The 23886-nt window shown below is 69.0% G+C and carries 19 protein-coding genes, 1 tRNA gene and 2 pseudogenes; 13 read left to right on the top strand and 9 right to left on the bottom strand.

Features of this window, described 5'->3' with window-relative positions; translation table 11 throughout:
• The first annotated feature begins 59 nt into the window (after positions 1–59).
• The gene (locus tag ACLJK8_RS01215) at positions 60–350 is read left to right on the top strand and encodes a hypothetical protein (protein ID WP_413148129.1); all 291 of its coding nucleotides are present in this window, start codon (positions 60–62) and stop codon (positions 348–350) included.
• 25 nt (positions 351–375) lie between these two features.
• Here the strand turns inward: ACLJK8_RS01215 and ACLJK8_RS01210 are convergent, their stop codons facing one another.
• Positions 376–1353 carry a formylglycine-generating enzyme family protein gene (locus tag ACLJK8_RS01210; RefSeq protein ID WP_413148128.1) on the bottom strand — a complete coding sequence of 326 codons (978 nt, stop codon included), beginning with the start codon at positions 1351–1353 and terminating at the stop codon, positions 376–378.
• Positions 1354–1611: 258 nt separating this feature from the next.
• Between ACLJK8_RS01210 and ACLJK8_RS01205 the strand changes: the two genes are divergently transcribed.
• The 5 genes from ACLJK8_RS01205 (at position 1612) to ACLJK8_RS01185 (ending at position 7244) form a co-directional block, all read left to right on the top strand.
• Positions 1612–3111 (top strand): hypothetical protein, encoded by a 1500-nt coding sequence (locus tag ACLJK8_RS01205; protein ID WP_413148127.1) that lies wholly within the window; start codon positions 1612–1614, stop codon positions 3109–3111.
• Positions 3108–3743, top strand: a complete 636-nt coding sequence (locus ACLJK8_RS01200; protein WP_413148126.1) for a response regulator transcription factor — start codon at positions 3108–3110, stop codon at positions 3741–3743. The genes ACLJK8_RS01205 and ACLJK8_RS01200 overlap by 4 nt, the downstream gene beginning before the upstream one ends.
• Before the next feature lie 87 nt (positions 3744–3830).
• Positions 3831–4781 (top strand): TAXI family TRAP transporter solute-binding subunit, encoded by a 951-nt coding sequence (locus ACLJK8_RS01195; RefSeq protein ID WP_413148125.1) that lies wholly within the window; start codon positions 3831–3833, stop codon positions 4779–4781.
• Between the two features lie 34 nt (positions 4782–4815).
• Positions 4816–6888, top strand: coding sequence for a TRAP transporter permease (locus ACLJK8_RS01190; RefSeq protein ID WP_413148124.1), 2073 nt, complete (start codon positions 4816–4818; stop codon positions 6886–6888).
• On the top strand, positions 6885–7244 hold the full coding sequence (locus ACLJK8_RS01185; RefSeq protein WP_413148123.1) for a DUF1850 domain-containing protein: 360 nt from the start codon (positions 6885–6887) through the stop codon (positions 7242–7244). Before ACLJK8_RS01190 ends, ACLJK8_RS01185 begins: the two co-directional genes overlap by 4 nt.
• 30 nt (positions 7245–7274) lie before the next feature.
• Here ACLJK8_RS01185 and ACLJK8_RS01180 read toward each other — a convergent pair whose 3' ends face one another.
• Both ACLJK8_RS01180 and ACLJK8_RS01175 read right to left on the bottom strand, forming a co-directional pair.
• Complete coding sequence (locus ACLJK8_RS01180) at positions 7275–8120, bottom strand: hypothetical protein (RefSeq protein ID WP_413148122.1); 846 nt, start codon at positions 8118–8120, stop codon at positions 7275–7277.
• Positions 8121–8365: 245 nt separating this feature from the next.
• Positions 8366–8450, bottom strand: a tRNA-Leu gene (locus ACLJK8_RS01175).
• Positions 8451–8799: 349 nt separating this feature from the next.
• On the opposite strand from ACLJK8_RS01175, the pseudogene tig reads away from it, so the two are divergent.
• The 6 genes and pseudogenes from tig to ACLJK8_RS01145 form a co-directional block, all read left to right on the top strand.
• Positions 8800–10128, top strand: a pseudogene (gene tig, locus ACLJK8_RS01170) (trigger factor); the annotation flags it as partial.
• A 360-nt stretch (positions 10129–10488) separates the two neighbouring features.
• Positions 10489–11109, top strand: coding sequence for an ATP-dependent Clp protease proteolytic subunit (locus tag ACLJK8_RS01165; RefSeq protein WP_413148121.1), 621 nt, complete (start codon positions 10489–10491; stop codon positions 11107–11109).
• A 136-nt stretch (positions 11110–11245) separates the two neighbouring features.
• A complete protein-coding gene (clpX, locus tag ACLJK8_RS01160) occupies positions 11246–12511 on the top strand; it encodes an ATP-dependent Clp protease ATP-binding subunit ClpX (RefSeq protein WP_413148120.1) in 1266 nt (421 codons plus the stop codon).
• 263 nt (positions 12512–12774) lie between these two features.
• A complete protein-coding gene (locus tag ACLJK8_RS01155) occupies positions 12775–13149 on the top strand; it encodes an NADH:ubiquinone oxidoreductase subunit NDUFA12 (RefSeq protein ID WP_413148119.1) in 375 nt (124 codons plus the stop codon).
• Positions 13150–13176: 27 nt separating this feature from the next.
• Positions 13177–13623 carry an outer membrane lipid asymmetry maintenance protein MlaD gene (locus ACLJK8_RS01150; RefSeq protein WP_413148118.1) on the top strand — a complete coding sequence of 149 codons (447 nt, stop codon included), beginning with the start codon at positions 13177–13179 and terminating at the stop codon, positions 13621–13623.
• Positions 13620–13997 carry a DUF2155 domain-containing protein gene (locus ACLJK8_RS01145; protein ID WP_413148117.1) on the top strand — a complete coding sequence of 126 codons (378 nt, stop codon included), beginning with the start codon at positions 13620–13622 and terminating at the stop codon, positions 13995–13997. The genes ACLJK8_RS01150 and ACLJK8_RS01145 overlap by 4 nt, the downstream gene beginning before the upstream one ends.
• A gap of 80 nt (positions 13998–14077) precedes the next feature.
• Here ACLJK8_RS01145 and aat read toward each other — a convergent pair whose 3' ends face one another.
• The 5 genes from aat to ACLJK8_RS01120 form a co-directional block, all read right to left on the bottom strand.
• Positions 14078–14752, bottom strand: coding sequence for a leucyl/phenylalanyl-tRNA--protein transferase (gene aat, locus ACLJK8_RS01140; RefSeq protein WP_413148116.1), 675 nt, complete (start codon positions 14750–14752; stop codon positions 14078–14080).
• A 28-nt stretch (positions 14753–14780) separates the two neighbouring features.
• Complete coding sequence (gene accC / locus ACLJK8_RS01135; protein WP_413148115.1) at positions 14781–16124, bottom strand: acetyl-CoA carboxylase biotin carboxylase subunit; 1344 nt, start codon at positions 16122–16124, stop codon at positions 14781–14783.
• Between the two features lie 43 nt (positions 16125–16167).
• Entirely contained in the window at positions 16168–16656 is a 489-nt protein-coding gene (gene accB / locus ACLJK8_RS01130) for an acetyl-CoA carboxylase biotin carboxyl carrier protein (protein WP_413148114.1), read from the bottom strand.
• A 125-nt stretch (positions 16657–16781) separates the two neighbouring features.
• Complete coding sequence (locus ACLJK8_RS01125; RefSeq protein WP_413148113.1) at positions 16782–17552, bottom strand: DsbA family protein; 771 nt, start codon at positions 17550–17552, stop codon at positions 16782–16784.
• A 10-nt stretch (positions 17553–17562) separates the two neighbouring features.
• Positions 17563–18966 (bottom strand): M48 family metalloprotease, encoded by a 1404-nt coding sequence (locus tag ACLJK8_RS01120; protein WP_413148112.1) that lies wholly within the window; start codon positions 18964–18966, stop codon positions 17563–17565.
• Positions 18967–19042: 76 nt separating this feature from the next.
• Here ACLJK8_RS01120 and ACLJK8_RS01115 point away from each other — a divergent pair, with 76 nt between their 5' ends.
• Positions 19043–20182 (top strand): pyridoxal phosphate-dependent aminotransferase, encoded by a 1140-nt coding sequence (locus ACLJK8_RS01115; RefSeq protein WP_413148111.1) that lies wholly within the window; start codon positions 19043–19045, stop codon positions 20180–20182.
• A gap of 877 nt (positions 20183–21059) precedes the next feature.
• Here ACLJK8_RS01115 and ACLJK8_RS01110 read toward each other — a convergent pair.
• Positions 21060–23855, bottom strand: a pseudogene (locus ACLJK8_RS01110) (Rne/Rng family ribonuclease); the annotation flags it as partial.
• Between the last annotated feature and the right edge of the window lie 31 nt (positions 23856–23886).

Below are 23886 nucleotides of genomic sequence, written 5' to 3'. Positions count from 1 at the left end.
ACGGCTTGCCTCCGGGCGGGCCAGGGGACAGATTTCCGGGCGCATGAATGGAGAGTCGAATGCCCGGACCGATCCGACCCGCGCCCGCGGGCTTCCTCGCGGTGCTCCTCCTGGCACCTGCCCTTCTGGCCGGGTGTGCCAGCCCGCCGCGGGGCCCCATGGTCTCGACCTGCCAGATCGCCATCGCCGAGCGGGTCGGCAGGCCGGTGACGGATGTCAACCCGATCGATGTCGTCCGCGCCCGGCAGGGAACCTCGGTGCGCGCCGAGGTCGCCGGCGCCGACGCGCCCTGGGCCTGTTCGGCGGATAGCTCGGGCGCCGTGCTGAGCGTGCTCTACACGGGAAGCTGAGCGCCGCCGTGGCGTCTCACGCGCCTCACGCCCGGGACCCGGACCGGCCTCCCGGCCGGATGACGCAGCGAAAGCCCAGATGGCTCATGCCCGTATCCACCATCTGCGGATGGCGCGCCGCGGGCCGGTAGCGGCGGCAGTAGGAGGGCGCGCAGAGGAAGGAGCCTCCCTTGAGGACCTTGCGCGGGATCGTGACATTGGGCTGGTCCGGATCGAAACTGCCGACCATGGCGGGGCCGCGCGGGTTGTCGGCGGCGCAACAGGACGGCTTCTCCGCGTTCGCCGGCGCGTGTTTCGCCCCGTACCAGTCGGCCGTCCATTCCCAGACATTGCCGCAGACCTCGTAGAGCCCGTAGCCGTTCGCCGGGAAGCTCCTCACCGGACAGGTGCCGGGGTGGCCGTCCTCGAGCAGGTTCTGCCACGGGAAGGCGCCCTGCCAAGTGTTCGCGACATGGCGTCCGCGGGGCGCGAGTTCGTCGCCCCAGGCGAATTCCTTGCCCTCGAGCCCGCCGCGGGCCGCGTATTCCCATTCCGCCTCGGTCGGCAGCGCCTTGCCGGCCCATGTCGCATAGGCTTCCGCGTCCTCATAGGCCACATGCACGACGGGATGGTCCTTGCGCCCCTTGACCGAACTGCCCGGTCCCTCGGGATGGCGCCAGCAGGCGCCGGGGACCCAGGACCACCAGTTCCGGAAGTCGCGCGTGTCGACCGGGCCCGAGGTCATGTGGAAGACCATGCTGCCGGGCACGAGGTCGCGCGGGTTGGCGCCCGGATAGACGGCGGGGTCGAGGGCGCGTTCGGCGACGGTCACATGGCCCGTCGCCTGGACGAAGGCGGCGAACTGGCGGTTCGTGACGGCGGTCTCGTCCATCATGAAGGCGGCGACCCGCACACGATGCGCCGGCGCCTCCTCGGGGTAGTGGCTGTCGGACCCCATCACGAACCTGCCGGCGGGAATCGCCCGCATGCCGGCGGGGACCGGGGCGCGCATCTGCTTGTTCATCCCTAAACCTCCTGGCCGCCCGCTCGCCGCCCCTCGGGGAGCGCGGCGCGGAATTGCCCGCCGTTCCCGAAATGCCGCGCTCAGAGTGCGGCGTGGCCGGCCCGAAGGCAAGGCATGCGCCCCGACGGCGGGCGTGGCGCGCGGCATGCCGCCGCGGGTCCCTCTATCCCTTCGCACCATTGCCAAGCCGCGGGCGGGTTGCGCAAGATGCCGGACCGGGCTCCGTCCAGCGGAGGACCAGGGGCGGGAGGACCATGCATGCGACACCGGGGATCCGGCCAGGGGGGCGACCGCACGGAACCTCGCGAAATCGCGCGGGCGGGCGGGTGGTCGATCTCGCTCCGCCGTCTCGGACTGGTCTTCCTGCTCTGCCTGAGCCTGGGGCTCTCCGCGGTCGTCACCGGCATCCTGCTACTCAACGCGCGCAATGCGACGCGGGATGAGGTCAACACCGCCTTCGCGCTCGCCGACGCCTATCTCGACGAATTCCGCGGGCGCCTCGCGGTCGGGCCGCGGCCGATGGAAGAGGCGCTGAGCTTCTCGCGCCAGATCAATGTCATGCGCCATGTCCGCGCGGAGGTCCGGGGCGTGGACGGTCATCTGCTCAGCCCGCGGGGACCGGCGCCCGAAGCCTCTGAGGCGCCGCCGGAGTGGTTCCTGAAGCTGGTCGCGGGCGAGCCGCGCGAGGCGCTGGCGCCGATAGGCCGCTATCCGGACGGGCTCGGCGCGGTCGTGCTCTCGACTGACTACCGCGACGAGGCGGCGGAGATCTGGCGCGATCTGAGCGCGGTTCTCGGCGTCATCCTCGGCGTCTGCGCGGTCGCATCGCTCGCGACCTTCCTCGTCCTACATCTCGTGCATCGCCGGTTGCGGGCCTGCGACCGCGTGCTGCGCGCGATCCGGGCCGGCGATTTCTCCGCGGCGCCGCCGCCGCGCGGGATCGCCGAACTCGACGATCTCGCGGACGGCATCGGCGCGCTCGCATCGGATCTCGACGCGCGGGAGGCGGAGAACCGGCTGTTGCAGCAGCGGCTGATGACGCTCTCGGATTCCGAGCGCCGTCAGGTCGCGAGCGATCTGCACGACGGGCTCGGCCCGCTCCTATTCGCGCTGCGCACGGCGGTCTCCGAGGCGCGGAGCATCGCGCGCCGGAGCGGAGAGGTCGCCGCGGGGGGCGCGGTGGGAGGCGCGGTGGGAGGCGCGGTGGGAGGCGGGGAGAACGGCGACCTGCTCGGTGAACTCGACGCGGTGGCGGCGCATGCCGAGGCGCTTCGGGGGATGGTGCGCGGCGTGATCTACCGGCTGCGTCCGATGATCGAGGCGGACGCGTCGCTCGCCGATCTGCTCGCCGATTTCGCCGCCGGCTTCGCCGAGGTCGCGCCCGAGACCATGGTGCGGCTGGAGCTCGGGTCAGGCGCCCATGCCGCCTGCGGCGAGACAGCCGGCCTCGCGATCCTGCGCTTCGCACAGGAAAGCGCGCTGAACGCCGTGCGGCATGGCGGGGCGAGCGCGATCACGGTCGCGGCGGCGGTGGAACGGCGGCCGGACGGCGCGCGCTGGGTCGAGATCGAACTCCGTGACGACGGGCGGGGGCCGGCCGCCGGAGCGGCCCCGAGCTATGGCCAGGCGGGCATTCTCGACCGCGCCCGCGCGCTCGGTGGCGAGTACCGGCGGCCCGAACGGGGGGACGGATGGACGCGGACCCGCCTGTCGCTGCCGCTCGCGGACGCGGAATTCGACGTGATGAGCGCCGCATGACGAAGGTTCTCGTCGTCGATGATCATCCGGTGGTGGCCGAGGGCTGGTCGCGGATCGCGCGCGTCGTCGCGGGCTGCGAGACGCTCTTCGCATCCTCGCCGGAGGCGGCGCTTGATCTCAGCGACGCGGCGCCGCCCGACATGCTGGTCGCGGACCTCTCCTTCGGCGAGGACCGGCTCGCCGGGACGGCGCTGATCGCGCGCTTCCGCGAGATGGACGAGCGGCTGCCGATCCTCGTCTTCTCGATGCACCGGAGCCCGGTCATCATCCGGGCGGCGCTCCGGGCGGGGGCGAACGGCTATGTGAACAAGGATGCGCCGACCGAGGAGATCCAGGAGGCGTTCCGCACCGTTCTCGGTGGGGGGCGCTATCTCGCGCCCGAGATCGCGACGCGGCTCGCCTTCCTCGACGCGCCCGAGGAGGCCGCGGGCGACGCGCCGCGCCTGACCCCGCGCGAGACCGAGATCCTCGCGCGGATCGCGGCCGGCAAGTCCTACCGGGAGATCGCCGAGATGTCGCGGCTGAGCTACAAGACCGTGATCAACATCGGCCACAGCCTGCGCGCCAAGCTCGGGGCGAATTCGCTGCCGGAACTGGTGATCAAGGCCGCGGCCCATTTCGGGCGCGACTGAGGCGCCATGGCGGGTTGGAAAAAGCCGCGACGCCCTTAAGACTGTCCGCCGGCGGAGCCGGTTTCCGCCGACGATGGGGAGGAACGGATGATTGGTCTTCAAAAGGCATTCGCGATCGGCGCGCTCATGCTCGGCCTCGGCACGGCCGAGACGCGCGCGCAGGAATTCGTCAACGTCCTGACGGGCGGCACCTCGGGCGTCTATTATCCGCTCGGCGTGGCGCTCTCCGAGATCTACGCCGAGGCCATCCCCGACGCGCGGACGCAGGTGCAGGCGACCAAGGCTTCGGTCGAGAACCTGAACCTGTTGCAGCAGGGGCGCGGCGAGATCGCCTTCTCGCTCGGCGACAGCGTGAAGGCCGCCGTCGAAGGCAATGAGGAGGCAGGCTTTCGTGGCCCGCTCGACAAGCTCCGCGGCATCGCCGCGATCTATCCGAACTTCATCCAGATCGTCGCCTCGCAGGAGAGCGGCGTGACCTCGCTCGAGGATCTGAAGGGCAAGAGCGTCTCGGTCGGCGCGCCCGCCTCGGGAACGGAGCTGAATGCGCGGGCGATCTTCGCCGCCGCTGGCCTTTCCTACGAGGATCTCGGGCGGGTCGAGTATCTGCCCTTCGCGGAATCGGTCGAGCTCATCAAGAACCGCCAGCTCGACGCCACGCTGCAATCCGCGGGGCTCGGCGTCGCCTCGATTCGCGACCTCGCCACCTCGGTGCCCATCAATGTGGTCGCGGTCTCGCCCGAGATCGTCGGGAAGATCGGCGCGCCCTTCCTCGCGGCGACGATCCCGGCCGGCACCTATGACGGCCAGACCGAGGATGTGGCGACCGCGGCGGTGGGCAACTTCCTCGTGAGCCACGACGGCGTTTCCGAGGAACTCGCCTATCAGATGACCAAGACCCTGTTCGATAACCTCGACCGTCTCGTCTCCGCCCATGCCGCCGCGCGGGCGATTGATCCGGCGAAGGCGCTCGAAGGCATGCCGGTGCCGCTGCATCCGGGGGCCGAGCGCTACTATCGTGAGGCGGGGCTGGCCGAGTGACCGGGGCGAGCGGCTGACCGATGAGGGACGCGCGATGACGACGACCTCCACGCCAGTGGAGGAACCGCCGGGCGACGGTCTGCCGCCCGGCTGGGGCGAGGGCCGGGCCGGCCAGGCCGCCTTCGGGATCGCCCTCGTCTTCGCGGCCTTCCAGATCTGGGTCGCCGCCTTCGGCGCGCTGCCGAGCCAGGTGGTGCGCGCGATGCATGTGGGCTTCCTGCTCCTGCTCGGCTTCGGGCTGATCGGCAACCTCCGGGCGCGCACCTCGGCGGGCCGCGCGCTCTTCTGGCTCCTCGGGCTGCTCGGGTTTGGAACCGGGATCTACAACTGGGTGTTCTACGCCGATCTGATCCATCGGAGCGGCTTCCTGACCCCGATCGACATGGCGGTCGGCGCAACACTGATCGTCCTGGTCTTCGAAGCGGCGCGGCGGCTACTCGGCTGGCCGCTCGCGATCATCTCCGGCGTCTTCCTCGTCTACGCCCTCTTCGGCAACCACTTTCCGCCGCCCTTCATCCACCGGGGCTACGGGCTCGACCAGCTCGTCGATACCTTCGCCTTCGGCACCGAGGGGATCTACGGCACGCCCATCTATGTCTCGGCCTCCTATATCTTCATCTTCGTGCTCTTCGCCTCCTTTCTCGAGCGGGCGGGGATGATCGCGCTCTTCAACGACTTCGCGCTCGGGCTGGTCGGAAGCTGGCGGGGCGGGCCGGCGCAGGTCTGTGTGCTCTCCTCCGCGCTCATGGGGACGATCTCGGGCTCGGGCGTCGCCAATGTGGTGGCGAGCGGGCAGTTCACCATTCCGCTGATGAAGCGTTTCGGCTTCCGCTCGGAATTCGCCGGTGGCGTCGAGGCGACCTCGTCGATGGGCGGGCAGATCATGCCGCCGGTGATGGGCGCGGTCGCCTTCATCATGGCCGAGACGCTGGACCTGCCCTATGCCGATATCGTCAAGGCGGCGCTCATCCCGGCGGCGCTCTATTTCGGTGCCTGTTTCTGGATGGTCCATCTCGAGTCGGGCAAGTTCGGCCTGCGCGGCCTGCCGAAGTCGGAACTGCCGAACCCCTGGGACCCGATCCGCCGGCACTGGCCGCTGGTGCTGCCGCTCGCGACGCTCGTCTACCTGCTCTTCGCGGGCTACACGCCGATCTTCGCCGGCACGATGGGTCTCGCGCTCACGGTGGTGCTGATCCTCGGGATGCCGCTCGCCGCCATGATCGGGCCGATGGCGTTCCGTATCGTGTTCTGGATCGCGATCGGGCTCGCGGCGGCGAGTTTCCTGCGCTGGGGCGTCGAGCTTCTCGCACTGGTGATAGCCGGGCTCGTCCTCGGCTGCGCGCTGATCCGGGGCGGCCGCGAGACGCTTCGGCTCTGCGTCGACGCGCTGGCGGAAGGGGCGAAGAACGCGCTGCCCGTCGGCATCGCCTGCGCGATCGTCGGCGTCGTCATCGGCACGCTGACCCTGACCGGCATCGCCTCGACCTTCATCGGCGCCATCATCGCCATCGGCGAGACGCATCTCTTCCTGTCGCTCCTGCTGACGATGGTGACCTGCCTCGTGCTCGGCATGGGGATTCCGACGATCCCGAACTACATCATAACCTCCTCGATCGCCGGTCCCGCGCTGCTCGCCCTCGACGTGCCGCTGCTCGTCAGCCACATGTTCGTCTTCTATTTCGGCATCATGGCCGATCTGACGCCGCCCGTGGCGCTGGCGGCATTCGCGGCCGCGCCGATCGCGAAGACTTCCGGCATGCGGATCGCGATGCAGGCGTCGAAACTGGCGGTGGCAGGGTTCATCGTGCCCTTCATGGCCGTCTTCACCCCCGCGCTGATGCTGCAGGACGGCGGGGCGATCGCCGCGGCGGTGGGGTACCCGGTCGAGGTCGTCTACGTCGTGCTGAAGGCCTGCCTCGGGATGGGTCTCTGGGGCGCCGCCGTGGTCGGGTTTCTCATCGGGCGCATGTCGGTCTGGGAGCGGCTCCTGGCCGCCTGCGCCGCCGGCAGTCTCATCGTCGCGCTGCCGTTGACGGACGAGGTCGGCTTCGGCCTCGCCGCGCTCGTCATCGGCGCGCAGTGGTGGCGGGGCAGGCGGGTCGCGTGAGCCTCTGCGTCGCGACCGCGGCTGGTCTCATCCGGATCGCGGCGACGGGGTTCACGCTCGCCTGGACCCATTCGGTCGAGCGGACCCTATGGTGGGAGCGCTGGGAGGTGACGCCGGCCGGGCTCGAGATCGTCGAGGCGCGCGTGCGTGGCTCGGGCGCGGGGATGGAGCCGCCGGAGGGCGCGCGGCCGGTCGAAGGCGGCTGGAGCTACCGCCCCGTCCTGCCACCCCGGCAAGACCTCGTGCTCGCCGCCTCGGGCGCGACGGGCGGCGGCTGGACCCTCTGCGCGGCGGGTGAATGCCGCGATCTCGCCTCGGAGCCGGGACCGCCGGTCACGCTCTCCCCCTGCGACTGAGGGGGGATCGAGGTGCGGCGGGGGCGGGGGTCAGAACTGGAAGTTCAGCCCGGCGAAGGCACCCCATTCCGGCTGCCCGTCGCCATGGGTCGCGACCGAATACTGCGGCTCGACGAAGGCGTTCACCACCGCGCGCTCGGTCTTGACGACCTTCCCGAGGCCGAGGCCGACCGGGATGGAATAGGCGTCGCTGGCGAAATTGTAGGTCCAGACGCCGGTCGAGCGCAGGTACCAGCCCTGGCCGAGCTGGTAGAAGAGGAACGGCTGGAAGGCGCCGAGGCTCACGTAGTCGCGGTCGTCGTCGCCGGCGAAACTCGCCTGCCATGTCAGCAGATAGCCCCACTGGAAGGTCGGGTCCGTCGCGTTGAAGAGCACGTTCGCGAGACCGGCCTGCCACTTCTCGGCGCCGACCGCGTCGTCGCTCGCCGTCGGCAGCGTGAACTGCGGCCCGATGCCGAAGCTCACCGCGGGGTTGCCGGTGTCGAAGGTATAGGCCGCGAGGATGTTCAGATCGCCGATCCCGGTCGTGGTCCCGCCACCCGCGTCGGGGAAGCTGTTGACCGGCAGGGTCGCGCGCATCAGCCACTGGGCGCCCACCGCCCGGAACGGCAGCGCGTAGCGGAAGTAGAACTGGTTCGCGTCGCGATTGATCCCGGTCAACTCGCCGGCGTAGAGGTTCTGGAAGCTCACCGCCTGGGTATCGGCGATCGGATTGTTGGCCTGGGCGGCCGCGTCCTGGGCGCGCGCTGGCCCGGGCGCGAGCGCGGAAATACCGGCTGCGACCCCGATCGCGATCTCCGCCGCGGCCCCGGCCCCGGCTGCGACCCCGGCTGCGACAAGGGCGCCGAGATCGCGGGTGATTGCCATCTGCCTCATCGTCCATCCCTCCCGCTCGGAGTCGATCAGCCCGACCCAAGCCCATCCTACGCTCCTGCGACCGGGGTGGCTACGCGAGGCGCCGGGGATTCGCGCCCCGGCGACGCGTCCGGGCGCCGAGGGACCGGTTCGGTCAGCCCGCGGGTTGCACGGCACCGGGACCGTTTTCGGCGAGCGTGCATGCATGGGGATCGCTTCCGCGAGCGCGGAAACGCTTCCCGCGGCGGGAAGGTTCGAGGGCGATCTGGTGCGGGCGGAGGGACTCGAACCCCCAAGGCTCTCACCGGCTGGACCTAAACCAGCTGCGTCTACCAGTTCCGCCACGCCCGCGCGGGCCCCAGATGCCGGGCGAAGGGGCTCGCTGTCAAGCCGGTGCCGGCGCGGCGCCGGTTTCCGAGGGATGCTTGACGCGGCGCGCGGGCTCGCCTACGGGCGGGGCCTTGCGCTCGCTGGCGCGACTTCGTAGACAGCGCGCGGCGGCGGCCGGCGCTGGAAGCGGGCGATTGGTGGCCGCGCCGACGGCGCTTGGAAGGGAACAGGCCGGAACGGGAAGCGGGAACCTCGCGGAAATCAGGGGTTTCCCGGCCCGGTTGCCGGCACCGGACGGATCTGGTTCGGCATCGCGCGGCGCGGGTGGCAGAACCCCCGCCCGTGCCGAACGATATGGCGAGGATGCGAGATGCAGGTTGTGGAGACCCTGAACGAGGGTTTGAAGCGGGAATATTCGATCACGGTTCCGGCTGGTGAGCTCGAGGCCAAGGTCAACGAGAAGCTCGAGGAAGCCCGCAAGGACTTTCAGATGAAGGGCTTCCGCAAGGGCAAGGCACCCGCCGCGCTGATGAAGAAGATGTTCGGCAAGTCCGTGCTCGGCGAGGCGATGCAGGAGACGATCGACGCCGCGATGCGCGAGCATTTCGAGCAGACCGGCGACCGCCCCGCCGTCCAGCCCGAGGTGAAGGTCGCCAACGAGGACTGGGAAGAGGGTCAGGACGTGCAGGTGTCGATGGCCTACGAGAAGCTGCCGACCGTTCCCGAGGTCGCGCTCGGCGACATCGCGCTCGAGCGGCTGGTCGCCGAGATCGACGAGGAGTCGGTTGACGAGGCGCTCGGCAATCTCGCGGACTCGGCCAAGGCCTTCGAAGCGGCGCCGGAAGGCACCGCGGCTGAATCGGGTGATCAGCTCAGCATCGATTTCAAGGGCTCGGTCGACGGCACCGAATTCGAGGGCGGCGCGGCGGAGGACTTCCCGCTGGTGCTCGGCTCCGGCAGCTTCATCCCCGGTTTCGAGGAGCAGCTCATCGGCGCCAAGGCGGGCGACACGCCGGACGTGACGGTGACCTTCCCCGAACAGTATGGCGCGGCGCATCTCGCGGGCAAGGAAGCGGTCTTCGCCTGCGTCGTGAAGGAAGTGCGCAAGCCGAAGGCGGCGGAGATCGACGACGAACTCGCGAAGCGGTTCGGTTCCGATTCGCTCGACGCGCTGAAGGAGCAGGTCCGGGGCCGGCTCCGCGACGAATACGGCCAGGCCAGCCGCGCGGTCCTGAAGCGCAACCTGATGGACGCGCTCGACGGTCTCGTGAAGTTCGAACTGCCCCCGGTGCTCGTGGACGCGGAAGCCAGGCAGATCGCCCATCAGCTCTGGCACGAGGAGCATTCCGACCATCACGGCCATGACCATGGCGAGATCGAACCGACCGACGAGCACGGCAAGCTCGCCGAGCGGCGGGTCCGGCTCGGTCTCCTCCTGGCCGAGATCGGCGCGAAGGCCGAGGTGACGGTGACGGATCAGGAACTGCAGCGCGCGATCATCTCGCAGGCGCGGCAGTATCCGGGCCAGGAGCGCCAGTTCTTCGAGTTCGTCCAGCAGAATCCGGCGGCGCTCCAGCAGATGCGCGCGCCGCTCTTCGAGGACAAGGTGGTCGACCACATCGTCGAGCAGGCCCAGGTGACCGAGAAGTCGGTAACCAAGGAAGAGCTTCAGGCGGCGATCGAGGCGCTGGGCGACGAGATCCCGGGCGGGGGCGCCACCGAGAAGGGCTCCGAGAAGGCTGCTGCGGAGAGCGCCCCGGAGACGGCCGCCGAGGATGCCGCGGAGAACGCATCGGGGAACTCCCCGGCGAGCTGATCGTCCCGGCGTGTTCCACCGGCGTCTTCCAGGGCGCCCGGACGTGGCGCGGCCCGTGGCGGCCGCGCCGGTACCGGTTCCCTCGGCGCGGGGTGAATCGGGGATTAACGAAGTTCTTGACTCGCGTTCAGCATGCCCCGGAATCGCGCCCCCGGCCCCTTGCGGAGCCGCGGGGCGATGACTAATCTTGCGTGACGGCCCCCCGCGCGCGGGGTCCCAATATAGCGACAGGCAAGATCCGCGATGAAAGATCCCATTGAAACTTATATGAATCTGGTGCCGATGGTGGTCGAGCAGACCGCCCGCGGCGAGCGCGCCTATGATATCTTCTCCCGTCTGCTGAAGGAACGGATCATCTTCGTCTCCGGGCCGATCCATGACGGGATGTCCACGCTCATCGTCGCCCAGCTGCTCTTCCTCGAGGCCGAGAACCCGAAGAAGGAAATCGCGCTCTATATCAACAGCCCGGGCGGTGTCGTCACTTCCGGCCTGTCGATCTACGACACGATGCAGTACATCAAGCCGCCGGTCTCCACGCTCTGCTGCGGCCAGGCCGCCTCGATGGGCTCGCTGCTTCTCACCGCCGGCGAGAAGGGCATGCGCTTCAGCCTTCCGAACAGCCGGATCATGGTGCATCAGCCCTCGGGCGGGTACCAGGGCCAGGCCACGGACATCATGATCCACGCGCGCGAGACCCAGGCGCTCAAGGACCGGCTCAACCGGATCTACGAACACCACACCGGCCAGCCTTTCGACGTCGTCGAGGCCGCGTTGGAGCGCGACCGCTTCATGTCGGCGGAGGATTCGAAGGAGTGGGGTCTGATCGACGAGATCGTGACCAAGCGCGAGACGGTCGCCGCGTAAACAATGGGCGTCACGAAACCTTGTGGCGCCTTTGGACTTGTCATTGGCGTGACAGCCATGCTCCTATGAAATCCGGCCTCCCCGGGGGGCCGCGGGGCGGGGCGTGGAAAGTTTTGGCGAAAGCCGGAGGCGGAGAATGAGCAAAACAAGCGGCGGAGACGCGAAGAACACTCTCTACTGCTCTTTCTGCGGCAAGAGCCAGCACGAGGTGCGCAAGCTGATCGCAGGTCCGACCGTGTTCATCTGCGATGAATGCGTCGAGCTCTGCATGGATATCATCCGGGAGGAGACGAAGAGCAATCTCGTCAAATCCTCCGACGGGGTGCCTACTCCGCAGGAGATCTGCAAGGTCCTCGACGACTATGTCATCGGCCAGAAGATCGCCAAGCGCGTGCTCTCGGTCGCGGTGCACAACCACTACAAGCGGCTGAACCACGCGCAGAAGAACTCGGATGTCGAGCTGCAGAAGTCGAACATCATGCTGATCGGCCCGACCGGCTGCGGCAAGACGCTGCTGGCGCAGACGCTCGCCCGCATCCTCGACGTGCCCTTCACCATGGCGGATGCGACGACGCTGACGGAGGCGGGCTATGTCGGCGAAGATGTCGAGAACATCATCCTGAAGCTCCTGCAGGCCGCCGAATACAATGTCGAACGGGCGCAGCGCGGCATCGTCTATATCGACGAGGTCGACAAGATCAGCCGCAAGTCCGACAATCCCTCGATCACCCGCGACGTCTCGGGCGAGGGGGTGCAGCAGGCGCTCCTGAAGATCATGGAGGGCACGGTCGCCTCCGTTCCGCCGCAGGGCGGGCGCAAGCATCCGCAGCAGGAATTCCTGCAGGTGGACACGACCAATATCCTCTTCATCTGCGGCGGCGCCTTCGCCGGGCTCGACAAGATCATCGCGCAGCGCGGCCGGGGCTCGGCCATGGGCTTCGGAGCCGATGTGAAGGACACCGACGATCGCCGCGTGGGCGAACTCTTCCAGGAGCTGGAGCCGGAGGATCTGCTGAAATTCGGGCTGATCCCGGAGTTCGTCGGCCGCCTGCCGGTGCTCGCGACGCTGAACGATCTGGATGAGGACGCGCTCATCACCATCCTGACCGAACCGAAGAACGCGCTGATCAAGCAGTATCAGCGGCTCTTCGAGATGGAGGATGTGAAGCTCACCTTCACCGAGGATGCGCTGCGCGCCGTGGCGAAGCGGGCGATCGACCGCAAGACCGGCGCGCGCGGCCTGCGCTCGATCCTCGAGGAGGTCCTGCTCGACACGATGTTCGACCTGCCCTCGATGCAGGGCGTGGAGGAGGTCGTGGTCAACGAGGACTGCATCCTGCGCAAGGGAGAACCGCTCCTGATCTACGCCGACCGCAAGGAAGGCTCGGCCTCGGCGTCCTGAGAACCGGGCGGGTAGCCGAATCCTCCGGGTTGCGCGCGCTCGTCCGGGCGCGCGCAACCTTGGGCTTCCTTGGGCTGTCCACTCTGGCGACTCGCGGCCATGGCTCGCGTCGCTGTACTGGACCGGCGCGCGGGCGGATCGGACGAGGTTCCAGCAGGTCGGTCGCGACGATACCGGATCAGTGATGGCCAGGGCCGTTCGGCGGGGCTGGACCGGGTCGGGTCCATGTGCGATTAGGAATCAGGTTGAACGGAGTGAACGGCATGAAGTGGCTCTTGCAGGCGCTGACCTGGTGGAACGGCGAGACCCTGGCCACGCGGTTCTACACGTGGCGGCATGGCAAGAAGGTGGGCGAGGATGCCGAAGGCAACGTCTACTACCAGAACGCCGCCGGAACCCGCCGTTGGGTGATCTTCAACGGCGATGTCGAGGCGAGCCGGATCGCCCCGGAATGGCACGGCTGGCTGCACTTTACCTGGCAGCAGCCGCCGACCGAGGCCGAGCTTCCGACCAAGTCCTGGGTGCAGCCGCATCGCGCCAATCCGACCGGCGGCCCGGCCGCCTACCATCCGTCAGGCAGCCTCCTCGCGACCGGCCCGGGTGTGCCGCGCGACTACGAGGCCTGGACGCCCGAGTAAGGGCGTTCCGAGCAAGGGAACAACTTCATGGCTAACAGTGCCGCCGAAGCGATCATCGGCGCCGTCGTTCTTGTGACCGCCGCCGGTTTCGCACTCTATGCGGGCCAGACCAGCGGGCATGGTCTCGGCTCGGCCGACATGCCGCTCACCGCGAAGTTCCGCGATGCTAATGGCATTTCCGTCGGCACCGATGTGCGCGTCGCGGGGATCAAGGTCGGGACGGTCACCGGGCTGACGCTCGATCCTCAGACCTATCAGGCGTCGGCGACCTTCACCGTGCCGAACGATCTCGGCGTGCCGGACGATTCCGATGTGAAGATTGCCTCCGAGGGGCTCCTGGGCGGGAACTTCCTCGAGATCCAGCCCGGCGCCTCCGAGGTTCTGCTCGCGTCCGGGGACGAGATCCTGAACACGCAAGGCTCGATCGACCTGTTGAACCTGCTGATGCGCTTCGGGACCGGATCATCGCAGTGATACGCTTCGTCGTTCTGGCGGCAGGGCTCTGCGCGGGGCTTCAGGCCGCCGCCCAGACGGTCACGAACGACCAGCGCACCGTGACTGTGGCGCGGGTGGATCTGAAGGCGCTCGATACCCTGAACGGGGCAACCACCGATCTGACGCTCAATGTCGGGGAGACCGTCCGCTTCGGCCGGCTCGAGATCACCGCCGATGCCTGCCGGATTCCGGCCGACGACCCGAAGGGCGACGCGGAGGCATTCCTGAGGATCCGGGACACGCGGGAGGCTGAGCCGAGATTCTCGGGCTGGATGTTCGCCTCCTCACCGGCGCTCTCGGCGCTCGACCATCCGCGCTATGACGTCTGGGTGGTGGGGTGCGAGAACGGCTGATCCCTCGTAGCGAAACCGCATCGGACTGATGCGGTCCAAGGATTCCGCTTCAACTCCTTGAATCCGGGCACGATCCCTTCTCAGGGGTTGAGTCCATCCGACCCGATCTTGCCAAGGTCACGCGCGAGGTCGAGCAGGGCGCGGCGTGGCGCTTCGGCGGGCAGGGCACGGAAATCCGCAGGCCGGCGCAGGGCATCGGCGAGGCGTGCGTGATAGGCCTCGCGGGAGATTTCGACCGCGCCGAGGCTTTCGAGATGCGGCGTGATGAACTGCGTGTCGAGCAGGGTGAATCCGCCAGCGCGTAGCCGCGCGACGAGGGCCACCAGGGCGAACTTCGAGGCGTCGCGCATCCGGCTGAACATGCTCTCTCCAAAGAACGCCGCGCCGAGCGTCACGCCGTAAAGCCCGCCGACGAGCCTGTCTTCCTGCCAGACCTCGACAGAATGCGCGTGGCCCATCCGGTGCAGCCCGGCGTAGAGGCGATGGATCTCGCGATTGATCCAGGTGTTCTCGCGCTCGGCGCAGGCTTCGACGGTGCCGGCGAAGTCGGCATCGACGCGGATCTCGAATTCCTTGCGGAGAAAATCCCGCGCGAGCCGGCGGGAGATGTGCATCTCGTCCAGCGGCAGGACGCCCCGGCGCAGCGGATCGATCCAGAACAGGTCCTCCGCCTCGGCGTCGTCGGCCATCGGGAAGACGCCCGAGGCATAGGCGCGCAGCAGCAGGCGGGGGGTCAGCGCGGCTTCGGAGGCCATGGCCGGCGCGCACTCGGACCGCGCGCGCTCAATCCGCGCGCGCGAGCCATTTTTCGAGCCAGTGGATATTGTACCGCCCCGACTGGATGTCCGGCTCGTCCAGGAGCGCGTTGAAGAGCGGCGTGGTCGTGTCGATGCCGTCGATCACCAGCTCCCTGAGCGCGCGCCTGAGCCGCGCGAGCGCGAGATCGCGGTTGCGGGCATGGACGATCAGCTTGCCGACGAGGCTGTCGTAATAGGGCGGGATCACATAGCCGTCGTAGACCGCGCTGTCCATCCTGACCCCGAGCCCGCCGGGCGCGTAATAGGTCCGGACACGGCCCGGGCTCGGCTGGAAGTTCGGCAGTTTCTCGGCGTTGATCCGGCATTCGATCGCATGGCCGTTCGGAACCAGATCCTCCTGGGTGAAGGACATCTTCTTCCCGGCGGCGACGCGGATCTGCTCCTGGACCAGATCGACATCATAGATCGCCTCGGTGACCGGATGCTCGACCTGCAGGCGGGTGTTCATCTCGATGAAATAGAACTCGCCGTCCTCGAACAGGAACTCGATCGTGCCGGCGCCGGAATACTTGATCCGGCCGATCGCCTCGGAGCAGGTCTTGCCGATCCTCGCGCGGGTCTTGGCGTCGATGACCGGGGAGGGCGCCTCCTCCAGCACCTTCTGGTGCCGCCGCTGCAGCGAGCAGTCGCGTTCGCCGAGATGCACCGCGCCGCCCCGGCCGTCGCCGAAGACCTGCACCTCGATGTGGCGCGGCTTCTCGAGATACTTCTCGAGATAGACCTCGTCATTGCCGAAGGCCGCCTTGGCTTCGCTGCGCGCCGCGCCGAAGGCGATCTCCATGTCATGGGGGCTCCGCGCCACCTTCATGCCGCGGCCGCCGCCCCCCGCCGTCGCCTTGACGATGACCGGGTAGCCGATCTCGTCCGCGAGACGCAGCGCCTCTTCGAGTGTCGGCACGCCGCCGTCCGAGCCGGGCACGCAGGGCACGCCGAGCTTGCGCATCGTCTCCTTGGCGGTGATCTTGTCGCCCATCAGCCGGATGTGCTCCGAGGACGGGCCGATGAAGGTCAGCCCGTGGTCCTCGACGATCTGGACGAAGCTCGCGTTCTCCGAGAGGAAGCCGTAGCCCGGATGGATCGCCTCGGCTCCGGTGATCTCGCAGGCGGCGATCAGATTCGGGATCGAGAGATAGGATTGCGACGCGGGCGGCGGGCCGACGCAGACGCTTTCGTCGGCCATACGCACATGCATCGCATTGGCATCGGCGGTCGAATGGATCGCGACCGTCTGGATGCCCATCTCCTTGCAGGCACGATGGATTCGCAGCGCGATCTCGCCCCGGTTGGCGATCAGGATCTTGTTGAACATTCTTGTCGCCTCGCGTTCTTGGACTTGCCCCGGGAGGCGGGCATCATTCGAGAATGATCAAGGGGGCGCCGAATTCGACCGGGGAGCCGTCCTCGACCAGAATCCGTTTGACCCGCCCGGCGCGCGGCGCCGGGATCTGGTTCATGGTCTTCATCGCCTCGATGATCAGGATCGTCTGACCTTCCGCCAGCGTGTCGCCGACCTTCACGAAAGCGGGCGATCCGGGCTGGGCCTGAAGATAGACCGTGCCGACCATGGGCGAGACGACGACGCCGGGGTCCTCCGCCGGATCGGAAACCGCGGCCGCCGCGGCCTGCTCGACCACGGCCGGCACGATCGGCTGCGCCGCCACGGGAGCGACCGGGACGACCGGCGCCGCGGTGACCTGGATCTGGCGCGCGACGCGCACGTTCAGCGCATCATCCTCGCCGTATTCGCGGCTGACCTCGATCTCGGTCAGGTCGTTCTCGCGCAGGAGCTCGGCCAGGGCCTTGATGAAGGCGACGTCCGACTCCTGGTGTTTCATAGCCATGGATTGCCCTGCTTATTATTGGAGCCGGAGCGACCGGCCTGCTCTCTCAGCGTTTTCCCGTGTATAGGCGGGGCGCGCGGCTCTGAAAAGCGCCAATGCGCGCCCGGCGGGACCTCGCCCCGGCCTCATTCCGTCCCGCGGAGCTCCTCGACGACCTGGCGCATGTCCGCGAGCGTGATGTAGCCGCGCACCATGTCGGTCTGGAAGACGAAGGTCGGCGTGCCGGTGATCGCGAGTTCCTGGGCGAGCGCGCGGTTGCGGTCGATCCGGCGATCTACCTCGGGGTCCTCCATCGCGGGACGGATCGTGTCGGGGTCGAGATCGGCCTCGCGCAGCACCCGGTCGAGGCTCTCGTCGGCGATCTGGCCCTTCGCCGTCATGAGGACATCGTGGAGCCGCTCATAGGCTTCGGGGCCGCCGGTGATCATCGCCGCCGTCACCGCGCGGGCGGCGAGTTCGGAGCCGGGGCCGAGGATCGGAAAATCCTTCACGATCATGCGGATCTGGCCGTCACTTTCGAGAAGCTCCGTCACCTCGGGCATCGCCTTGCGGCAATAGCCGCACTGATAGTCGAGGAACTCCACCACCGTGAAATCGGCCTCCGGGTTGCCCGTCACCCAGGAATAGCCGTCGTTGAAAAGCTCGTCGGCGTTCGCCGCGACCAGCTGCTGATCGGTCTGCGAGGTCCGGGCCTTCTGCCGCTCGTCGAGGATTTTCACCATCTCGTTCAGGATCTCGGGATTTTCGAGCAGATAGTCGCGAACCTCCGCGCGGAAGGCGTCGCGCTCCGCGACCGTCATCTCGACGCCCGCCTGATCCCCTCCGCCTTGAGCATGCGCGACGGGCGCGGCCAGCAGGGCGGCGAGGGGCAGGAGGGCCAGGATCATGTTTCGCATCGGGGGTACCTCATCGTCTCAGCGCGCGCCGCGCGATCGTTATCATATCCTGCGCCCGCCGCCACCCCGGGGAGCCGACGGGAAGCAGGTCGGCGGCGCGGGTGGCGTTGCGCAGCACATCGCGCGCCGTGCCCGTCATTGCGAACCGCTCGGCGGTGGCGAGCGCGGCCTCGCCTTCGTTGCCGAGCCGCGCCTCCGCCAGCGCGAGGTCGCGGAGCGCGTCGGAATTGCGTCCGTCGAGGCGCGTGGAGCGGACCAGAACGTCGCGGGCCTCCTCGGTCGCCCCGGGTGCCTCGGTGTTGAGAAGCGCCCGCCCGAGCCCCGAGAGGATCAGCGCTTCCTTCGGGGCGAGCTCCGCCGCGCGGCGATAGGTCGCGACCGCTTCGCCGGCCTTGCCGATCTCCAGCAGGAACTGGCCCTTGAGCTCGATATAGAAGGGATCGTCGGGCCGCATGGCGATCAGCGCGTCCATCTCGTGCCCCGCCCGCGCCAGATCGGGCTGTCGGTGGTAGGCGATGGCGCGCGCGAGCCTGGCCATTTCCGACTGGTCGGAGGGCGGATGATCGCGCAGCGTCTGGCTCGGGCGGTCGAGGAAGGCGTCGAGCTTCGTGACCATCCGGTCGTACCAGTAGACCTCCTCCGCGCTCGGCGGTTCGCCCCTGGGCAGCGTCGCGATCTTCTCCCGGAGCATCGTGATGCGCTCGGAGGACAGCGGGTGGGTCTGGGCATAGGGATCCGTCTGTCCGCTCAGGAGCGCCTGTTGCCCCCGCAGAGTACGGAGCACGTCGAGCACGGCCGAGGCATCGCCCCCCGCCGCCGCGACATAGCGCACGCCCGCCTGATCCGCCGCCGCCTCCTCGCCGCGCGTGAAGGCGAGCATGTCGCGCGTCGCGACCTGCTGGCTGCCGGCGGCGATGGCGACGCTGGCATCGGGCGCGCCCGCGACCCCGGCGGCGGCCGCGCCGAGCATCCCGAGCAGCATGATGTTGCGGCCGCCGGTCATCGCCTGTCCGCGCCGGGCGAGATGGCCGCCGACGATATGGGCGGTCTCATGCGCGATGACGCCGCGCAACTGGTCGATGGTCGCGAGGCGGGTGATCATGCCCGTGTGGAGGAAGATGTTCTGTCCGTTCGCGACGAAGGCGTTCATCTCCTGATCCCGGATCAGGTAGAGGTCGGTCGTCGCTGGTGTGACCCCCGCCGCGCGAAGGATCGGGTCGGCGACGCGGCGCAGTGTCGATTCGATCTCCGCGTCGCGGATGAAGATCGGGCCGTCCGCGGCGACGGCGGGGCCCGCGAAGTTCAGGCCCGTGACATCAAGGCCCGGGAGGCTCAGGCTTGCGAAGTTCAGTCCCGCGACACTCAGGACACAGCCGAGAACGAACGCCGCGCCGGTTCGAAGGAGCCCGGTCAAATGCGCCTCCATTGCGCCTTGTCGCGTTTCATGGCCCATGGGGGGCTTGTTCGAGCGGAAGCGTAGGAGAGTCGCAGTGCGCAGTTCAAGCCGGGGCGAGGTCGATCCTTTCATTGTGATGGATGTGATGGAGGCGGCCCGGGCCGAGGAGGCCCTCGGACGGTCGATCATCCATATGGAGGTCGGGCAGCCTGGCACGCCCGCGCCGGCCACCGCGCTCAAGGCGCTCGGGCATGCGCTCGGCAACGGTCCGCTCGGCTATACCGTGGCGCTCGGCCTGCCGACGCTGCGCGCGCGCATCGCGCGGCTCTATGGCGAATGGTACGGCGTCGATCTCGATCCGGCGCGGGTGGTGGTGACGGCCGGGTCCTCGGCCGCCTTCCTGCTCGCCTTCACCGCGCTCTTCGAGGCGGGCGAGAAGGTGGCGATCGGCGAGCCGGGCTATCCCAGCTATCGCAACATCCTGAAATCGCTGAGCCTCGTTCCGGTCGGGATCGAGACCCGGGCGGAGAACCGCTTCCAGCCCGTGCCCGCCGATCTCGACCGCGACGATCTCGCGGGCGTCCTGATCGCGAGCCCGGCCAATCCCACCGGCACCATGCTCGACAGACCCGCGCTCTCCGCCCTGATCGAGGCGGCGGCGGCGCGCGGCATCGCCTTCATCTCGGACGAGATCTATCACGGCATCCAGTACGGCGCCCGCGCGGTGACGGCGCTCGAAGTGAGCGACGAGGTCTACGTGATCAACTCGTTTTCGAAATACTTCTCGATGACGGGATGGCGGATCGGCTGGATGGTGGTCCCCGAGGCCCATGTCCGCAAGGTCGAGCGGCTGGCGCAGAACATGTTCATCTGCGCCCCGCATGTGAGCCAGGTCGCCGCGCTCGCCGCGATGGACGCCGGCGGCGAGCTCGAAGCCAATCTGGCGACCTACCGCGCCAACCGGGATCTCATGCTGGCGGAGCTGCCCGGGGCGGGTTTCGGACGCATCGCGCCGCCGGACGGGGCGTTCTACATCTACGCCGACGTGAGCGATCGCGGCGAGGACAGCCGCGCGCTCTCGGCGAGAATTCTGAAGGAAGCGGGGGTGGCCGTCACGCCGGGGCTCGATTTCGATCCGCGCCGCGGCGCGGGAACGCTGCGCTTCTCCTATGCGCGCTCGACCGAGGATATCGCCGAGGGACTCCGCCGGCTGCGGGAGTGGTCGCGCCGCTGACCAAAGCCGGGCGCTGACCTGTGGCGCGGGGTCGCGGCGAAGCCAGGGCGCTTCGCCGCGACCCCGCGGCGTTGCCGCAGGTGGCCGGTCAGCCGCGCGACCACCAGCCGCGGCGTTTCGGCGCGGGCTCCCCGTCCTCGGTTTCCGTGGCGATGGCGGCCTCGTATTCGCGCGGAGCGTCCCCGTCCTCCGTTGCCGCCTCTCCGGCGCCGGTCTCCGCGGGATCGTCCGCGGTGTCGGACGCCTCGCCGGAGGCCACGGGCGGGATCGTGTCGTCCGTCCCCTCCGCGGCCGCGAGGGCGGGCTCCAGCGCTTGCTCGGGGCCCGGTTCCGCGACGACTGACTCCGAGCCGGATTCAGAACTCGGCCCCGGCGTGGGCTCCGCGATGTGGTCGTCCTGAGAAGTTTCGGACCCGGAGGAGGCCGCGGGTTCGGCCGCGCCGGGGATCGGGTCCTCGGGCGGTGTCTCCGCGGTCAAGGTCTCGTAGGGTGCCTCGTAAGGCACGTCGAACGGCACCGGCGCCTCCATCGGGCTTTCGAAACCCGCCAGATCCGGAACCGGAGCCTCCGGCTCGAAATCCGGCGCGGCGGGCGGGGCCTCGGAGGCCGGCGCCCCGTTCCCGTCTTCGTCGGCCGCGGATCGCTCGGACGCGGGCACGTCCGTCCCGATGGGATCGCCCGGCTCCTCGGCGGCGGGTTCGGGCGCCTCGGTGGGGGCGACCGCCTCCGAGCTGGCCTCCCCCGAGGCGGTGACCTCGGCGCCCGTGTCCCCGGCACTCGTGTCCTCGACACCCGTGTCCCCGATACCTGTAGCCTCGGCGGTGCCCTCCTGGATAGCCGCCTCGGCCGAGGGCGGCAGTCCGGTCGCGTCCGCGCTGTCGACGACCTCGGCCGCCGGCGGCTCCGGTTCCGGCGCGAACAGCGTCTCGCCGCTCGTGCTGGCCTCGGTTGGGCCGTCCTCCGCCGACCCGGACTCCGCGGTCACTTCCGCGACGCCCGCTGGCTCCGGCGCCGCGGCCGTCGCGGGGCGGCGCACCCTTTCGCGCTTGCGCGACGCGGGAGCGGCCGCGGTCTCGGGTACCTCGACGATACCGGGGGAGGTGCCTTCGCCGAGGTCGATGACTTCGCCCAGGCCCTCGGAGACCGGCGGCGTCTCCGCCCCTCCGCGCGAGCGGCGGCGCGAGCGGGCCCGCGGCGCGGGTTTCGCCTCGGCCGCGGCTGGCTCCGCGTCGGGCTGGGGCTCGGCGACGATCCCCTCGACGCCATCCTCCACCGGTTCCATCACATCGGCGGGAAGCGAGGTCGACGCCTCGACCTCGCGCACATCCTCGACCGGCTGCGCGTCGCGGGCCTGGTCCTCGGGCCCGCGTCCGCCGCGACGTCGCCGCCGCCGCTTGCGCTTGCCCTGCTTGTCGCCTGATGGATCGCCATTGCCCTCGGCGGCGCCGTTCTCGGCGGCCTCGGCCTCCTCCTCGGCCTCCTCCTCGACGAGATCATCGTCAGGATAGGCGACCGGAGGCAGCACCAGCGCCGTCGGCGCCGGGACGAGCCGCGAGGCGGTCTTGAAGCGTTCGAGCTTGAAATCCGGGCTGATCAGCGTCGGATCGCCCTCGACCCGGACCGACAGTCCGAACCGGCTCTCGACCAGCGCGATATGCTCGCGCTTCTGGTTCAGGAGGTAGTTCGCGATCTCGACCGGCGCGACGATCAGCACCTCCTTCGAGCGCTGACGCACGCCCTCTTCCTCGACTTCGCGCAGCAGCGCGAGCGCCAGGCTGTCGTCCGAGCGTACCCGGCCGGTGCCGTGGCAATGCGCGCAGGGCTTGGTCGTCGCCTCGATCATGCCGGGACGGAGCCGCTGGCGCGACATTTCCAGCAGGCCGAAGCCGGAGATCCGCCCGACCTGGATGCGGGCGCGGTCGCTCTTCAGCTTTTCCTTCAGCCGCTTCTCGACGGCGGCGTTGTTGCGCCGGTCCTCCATGTCGATGAAGTCGATGACGATCAGCCCCGCGAGGTCGCGGAGCCGCATCTGCCGCGCGGCTTCCTCGGCGGCTTCGAGGTTGGTCTTGAGCGCGGTCTCCTCGATCGAGGCCTCGCGCGTCGCCCGCCCAGAGTTCACGTCTATCGCGACCAGCGCCTCGGTCACGTCGATGACGATGTAGCCGCCAGACTTGAGCTGCACGACCGGGTTGAACATCGCGCTGAGGTAGTTCTCGACCTGGAAACGCGAGAAGAGCGGCAGCGCCTCGTTGTAATGCCTCACGTTCTTCGCATGCGAAGGCATGAGCATCTTCATGTAGTCCTTGGCCTCGCGGTAGCCGCGCTCGCCATCGACGAGCACCTCGTCGATGTCGCGGCTGTAGAGGTCGCGGATCGCGCGCTTGATGAGGCTGCCTTCCTCGTAGATCGGCGCCGGCGCGATCGACTTCAGCGTCAGGTCGCGGATCTGCTCCCACTGGCGCAGCAGGTATTCGTAGTCGCGCCGGATCTCGGTCTTGGTGCGGTTGGCGCCGGCGGTGCGGATGATGAGCCCCGCGCCCTCCGGAACCGTGATCGAGTTCGAGATTTCCTTCAGCTTCTTGCGGTCGGCCGCGTTGGTGATCTTGCGGCTGATCCCGCCGCCGCGCGCGGTGTTCGGCATCAGCACGCAGTAGCGGCCGGCGAGGGAGAGATAGGTCGTGAGCGCGGCGCCCTTGTTGCCGCGTTCCTCCTTGACGACCTGCACCAGCAGGATCTGGCGGACCTTGATGACTTCCTGGATCTTGTACCGGCGCTGGCGGACCTGCTTGCGCTGCGGGCGTTCGTCGGAGATGTCGTCGCCGCCGACGGACTCGTATTCGCTGTCCTCGGCCTCGTCGTCTTCCTCGGCGTCCCTGGCCTTCGCCCGGGATTTGCGCCGGCTTTTCGGCTGTTCCGCCTCGTCGTCGCGCGGCGTTTCGACCGGAACGAGATCCGGGGCGCCCTCCGGCTCCGGGACGACGCGGATGTCGACTTCGCCCGAGGCGGTGTTGGGCGGCGGCGCGTCGTCGAGCGGCTGCCCGTCGATCTCGATCTCGCCGGTCGCAGTGGCCTGGGTATCGGGAGTCTCGTCGGGCGAGGCATCCACGGGCGCCGCCTCCACCGGGCCGGTGGACGAGACATCCGGCGCGGAGGGGTCGCCGGCCTCCGCCGCGATGGGCTCCCCGCCTTCCGGTTCGCCCGCGGCTTCCTCTGTGTCGGCCGTCCGCTCCGCGCCGTCATCGGCTTTCGCTTCGGTCGGCAGCGGCTCCGAGGTGACCACCGCGTCATCGCCGCCAAGGCCCTCCGCGGCCGGCTGCGCGCGGCGGCGGGAGCGTGCCCGGCTCTTCGGCTTCTCACGGGGTGTCTCTTCCTCGGCTTCGCGGCTGAGCGCGGCTTCCTCGGCGATCAGCGCCTCGCGATCCGCCTTCGGGATCTGGTAGTAATCCGGATGGATTTCCGAGAAGGCGAGAAAGCCGTGGCGGTTGCCGCCGTAATCGACGAAGGCGGCTTGAAGCGAGGGTTCGACCCGCGTGACCTTGGCGAGGTAGATGTTTCCGGCAAGTTGGCGCTTGTTCAGCGACTCGAAGTCGAATTCGTCAACCTTGTGTCCGTCCACGACCACGACGCGGGTCTCTTCCGCGTGCGTGGCATCGATCAGCATTTTTCTTGTCATGATATCTTTCGGGAACGCCGCGCGGCGCCCG

The organism is Amaricoccus sp. W119 (assembly GCF_047275745.1).
In the GTDB taxonomy this organism is placed as follows: Bacteria; Pseudomonadota; Alphaproteobacteria; order Rhodobacterales; family Rhodobacteraceae; genus Amaricoccus.
This window is presented reverse-complemented; position numbering and strand designations above follow the sequence as displayed.

What these genes read in the sequence shown, in the direction of transcription:
- ACLJK8_RS01215 (WP_413148129.1), top strand. Translation starts at nt 60, where the DNA reads ATGCCCGGACCGATCCGACCCGCGCCCGCGGGCTTCCTCGCGGTGCTC.
- ACLJK8_RS01210 (WP_413148128.1), bottom strand. Translation starts at nt 1,353, where the DNA reads ATGAACAAGCAGATGCGCGCCCCGGTCCCCGCCGGCATGCGGGCGATT.
- ACLJK8_RS01205 (WP_413148127.1), top strand. Translation starts at nt 1,612, where the DNA reads ATGCGACACCGGGGATCCGGCCAGGGGGGCGACCGCACGGAACCTCGC.
- ACLJK8_RS01200 (WP_413148126.1), top strand. Translation starts at nt 3,108, where the DNA reads ATGACGAAGGTTCTCGTCGTCGATGATCATCCGGTGGTGGCCGAGGGC.
- ACLJK8_RS01195 (WP_413148125.1), top strand. Translation starts at nt 3,831, where the DNA reads ATGATTGGTCTTCAAAAGGCATTCGCGATCGGCGCGCTCATGCTCGGC.
- ACLJK8_RS01190 (WP_413148124.1), top strand. Translation starts at nt 4,816, where the DNA reads ATGACGACGACCTCCACGCCAGTGGAGGAACCGCCGGGCGACGGTCTG.
- ACLJK8_RS01180 (WP_413148122.1), bottom strand. Translation starts at nt 8,120, where the DNA reads ATGAGGCAGATGGCAATCACCCGCGATCTCGGCGCCCTTGTCGCAGCC.
- ACLJK8_RS01165 (WP_413148121.1), top strand. Translation starts at nt 10,489, where the DNA reads ATGAAAGATCCCATTGAAACTTATATGAATCTGGTGCCGATGGTGGTC.
- clpX (WP_413148120.1), top strand. Translation starts at nt 11,246, where the DNA reads ATGAGCAAAACAAGCGGCGGAGACGCGAAGAACACTCTCTACTGCTCT.
- ACLJK8_RS01155 (WP_413148119.1), top strand. Translation starts at nt 12,775, where the DNA reads ATGAAGTGGCTCTTGCAGGCGCTGACCTGGTGGAACGGCGAGACCCTG.
- ACLJK8_RS01150 (WP_413148118.1), top strand. Translation starts at nt 13,177, where the DNA reads ATGGCTAACAGTGCCGCCGAAGCGATCATCGGCGCCGTCGTTCTTGTG.
- aat (WP_413148116.1), bottom strand. Translation starts at nt 14,752, where the DNA reads ATGGCCTCCGAAGCCGCGCTGACCCCCCGCCTGCTGCTGCGCGCCTAT.
- accC (WP_413148115.1), bottom strand. Translation starts at nt 16,124, where the DNA reads ATGTTCAACAAGATCCTGATCGCCAACCGGGGCGAGATCGCGCTGCGA.
- accB (WP_413148114.1), bottom strand. Translation starts at nt 16,656, where the DNA reads ATGGCTATGAAACACCAGGAGTCGGACGTCGCCTTCATCAAGGCCCTG.
- ACLJK8_RS01125 (WP_413148113.1), bottom strand. Translation starts at nt 17,552, where the DNA reads ATGCGAAACATGATCCTGGCCCTCCTGCCCCTCGCCGCCCTGCTGGCC.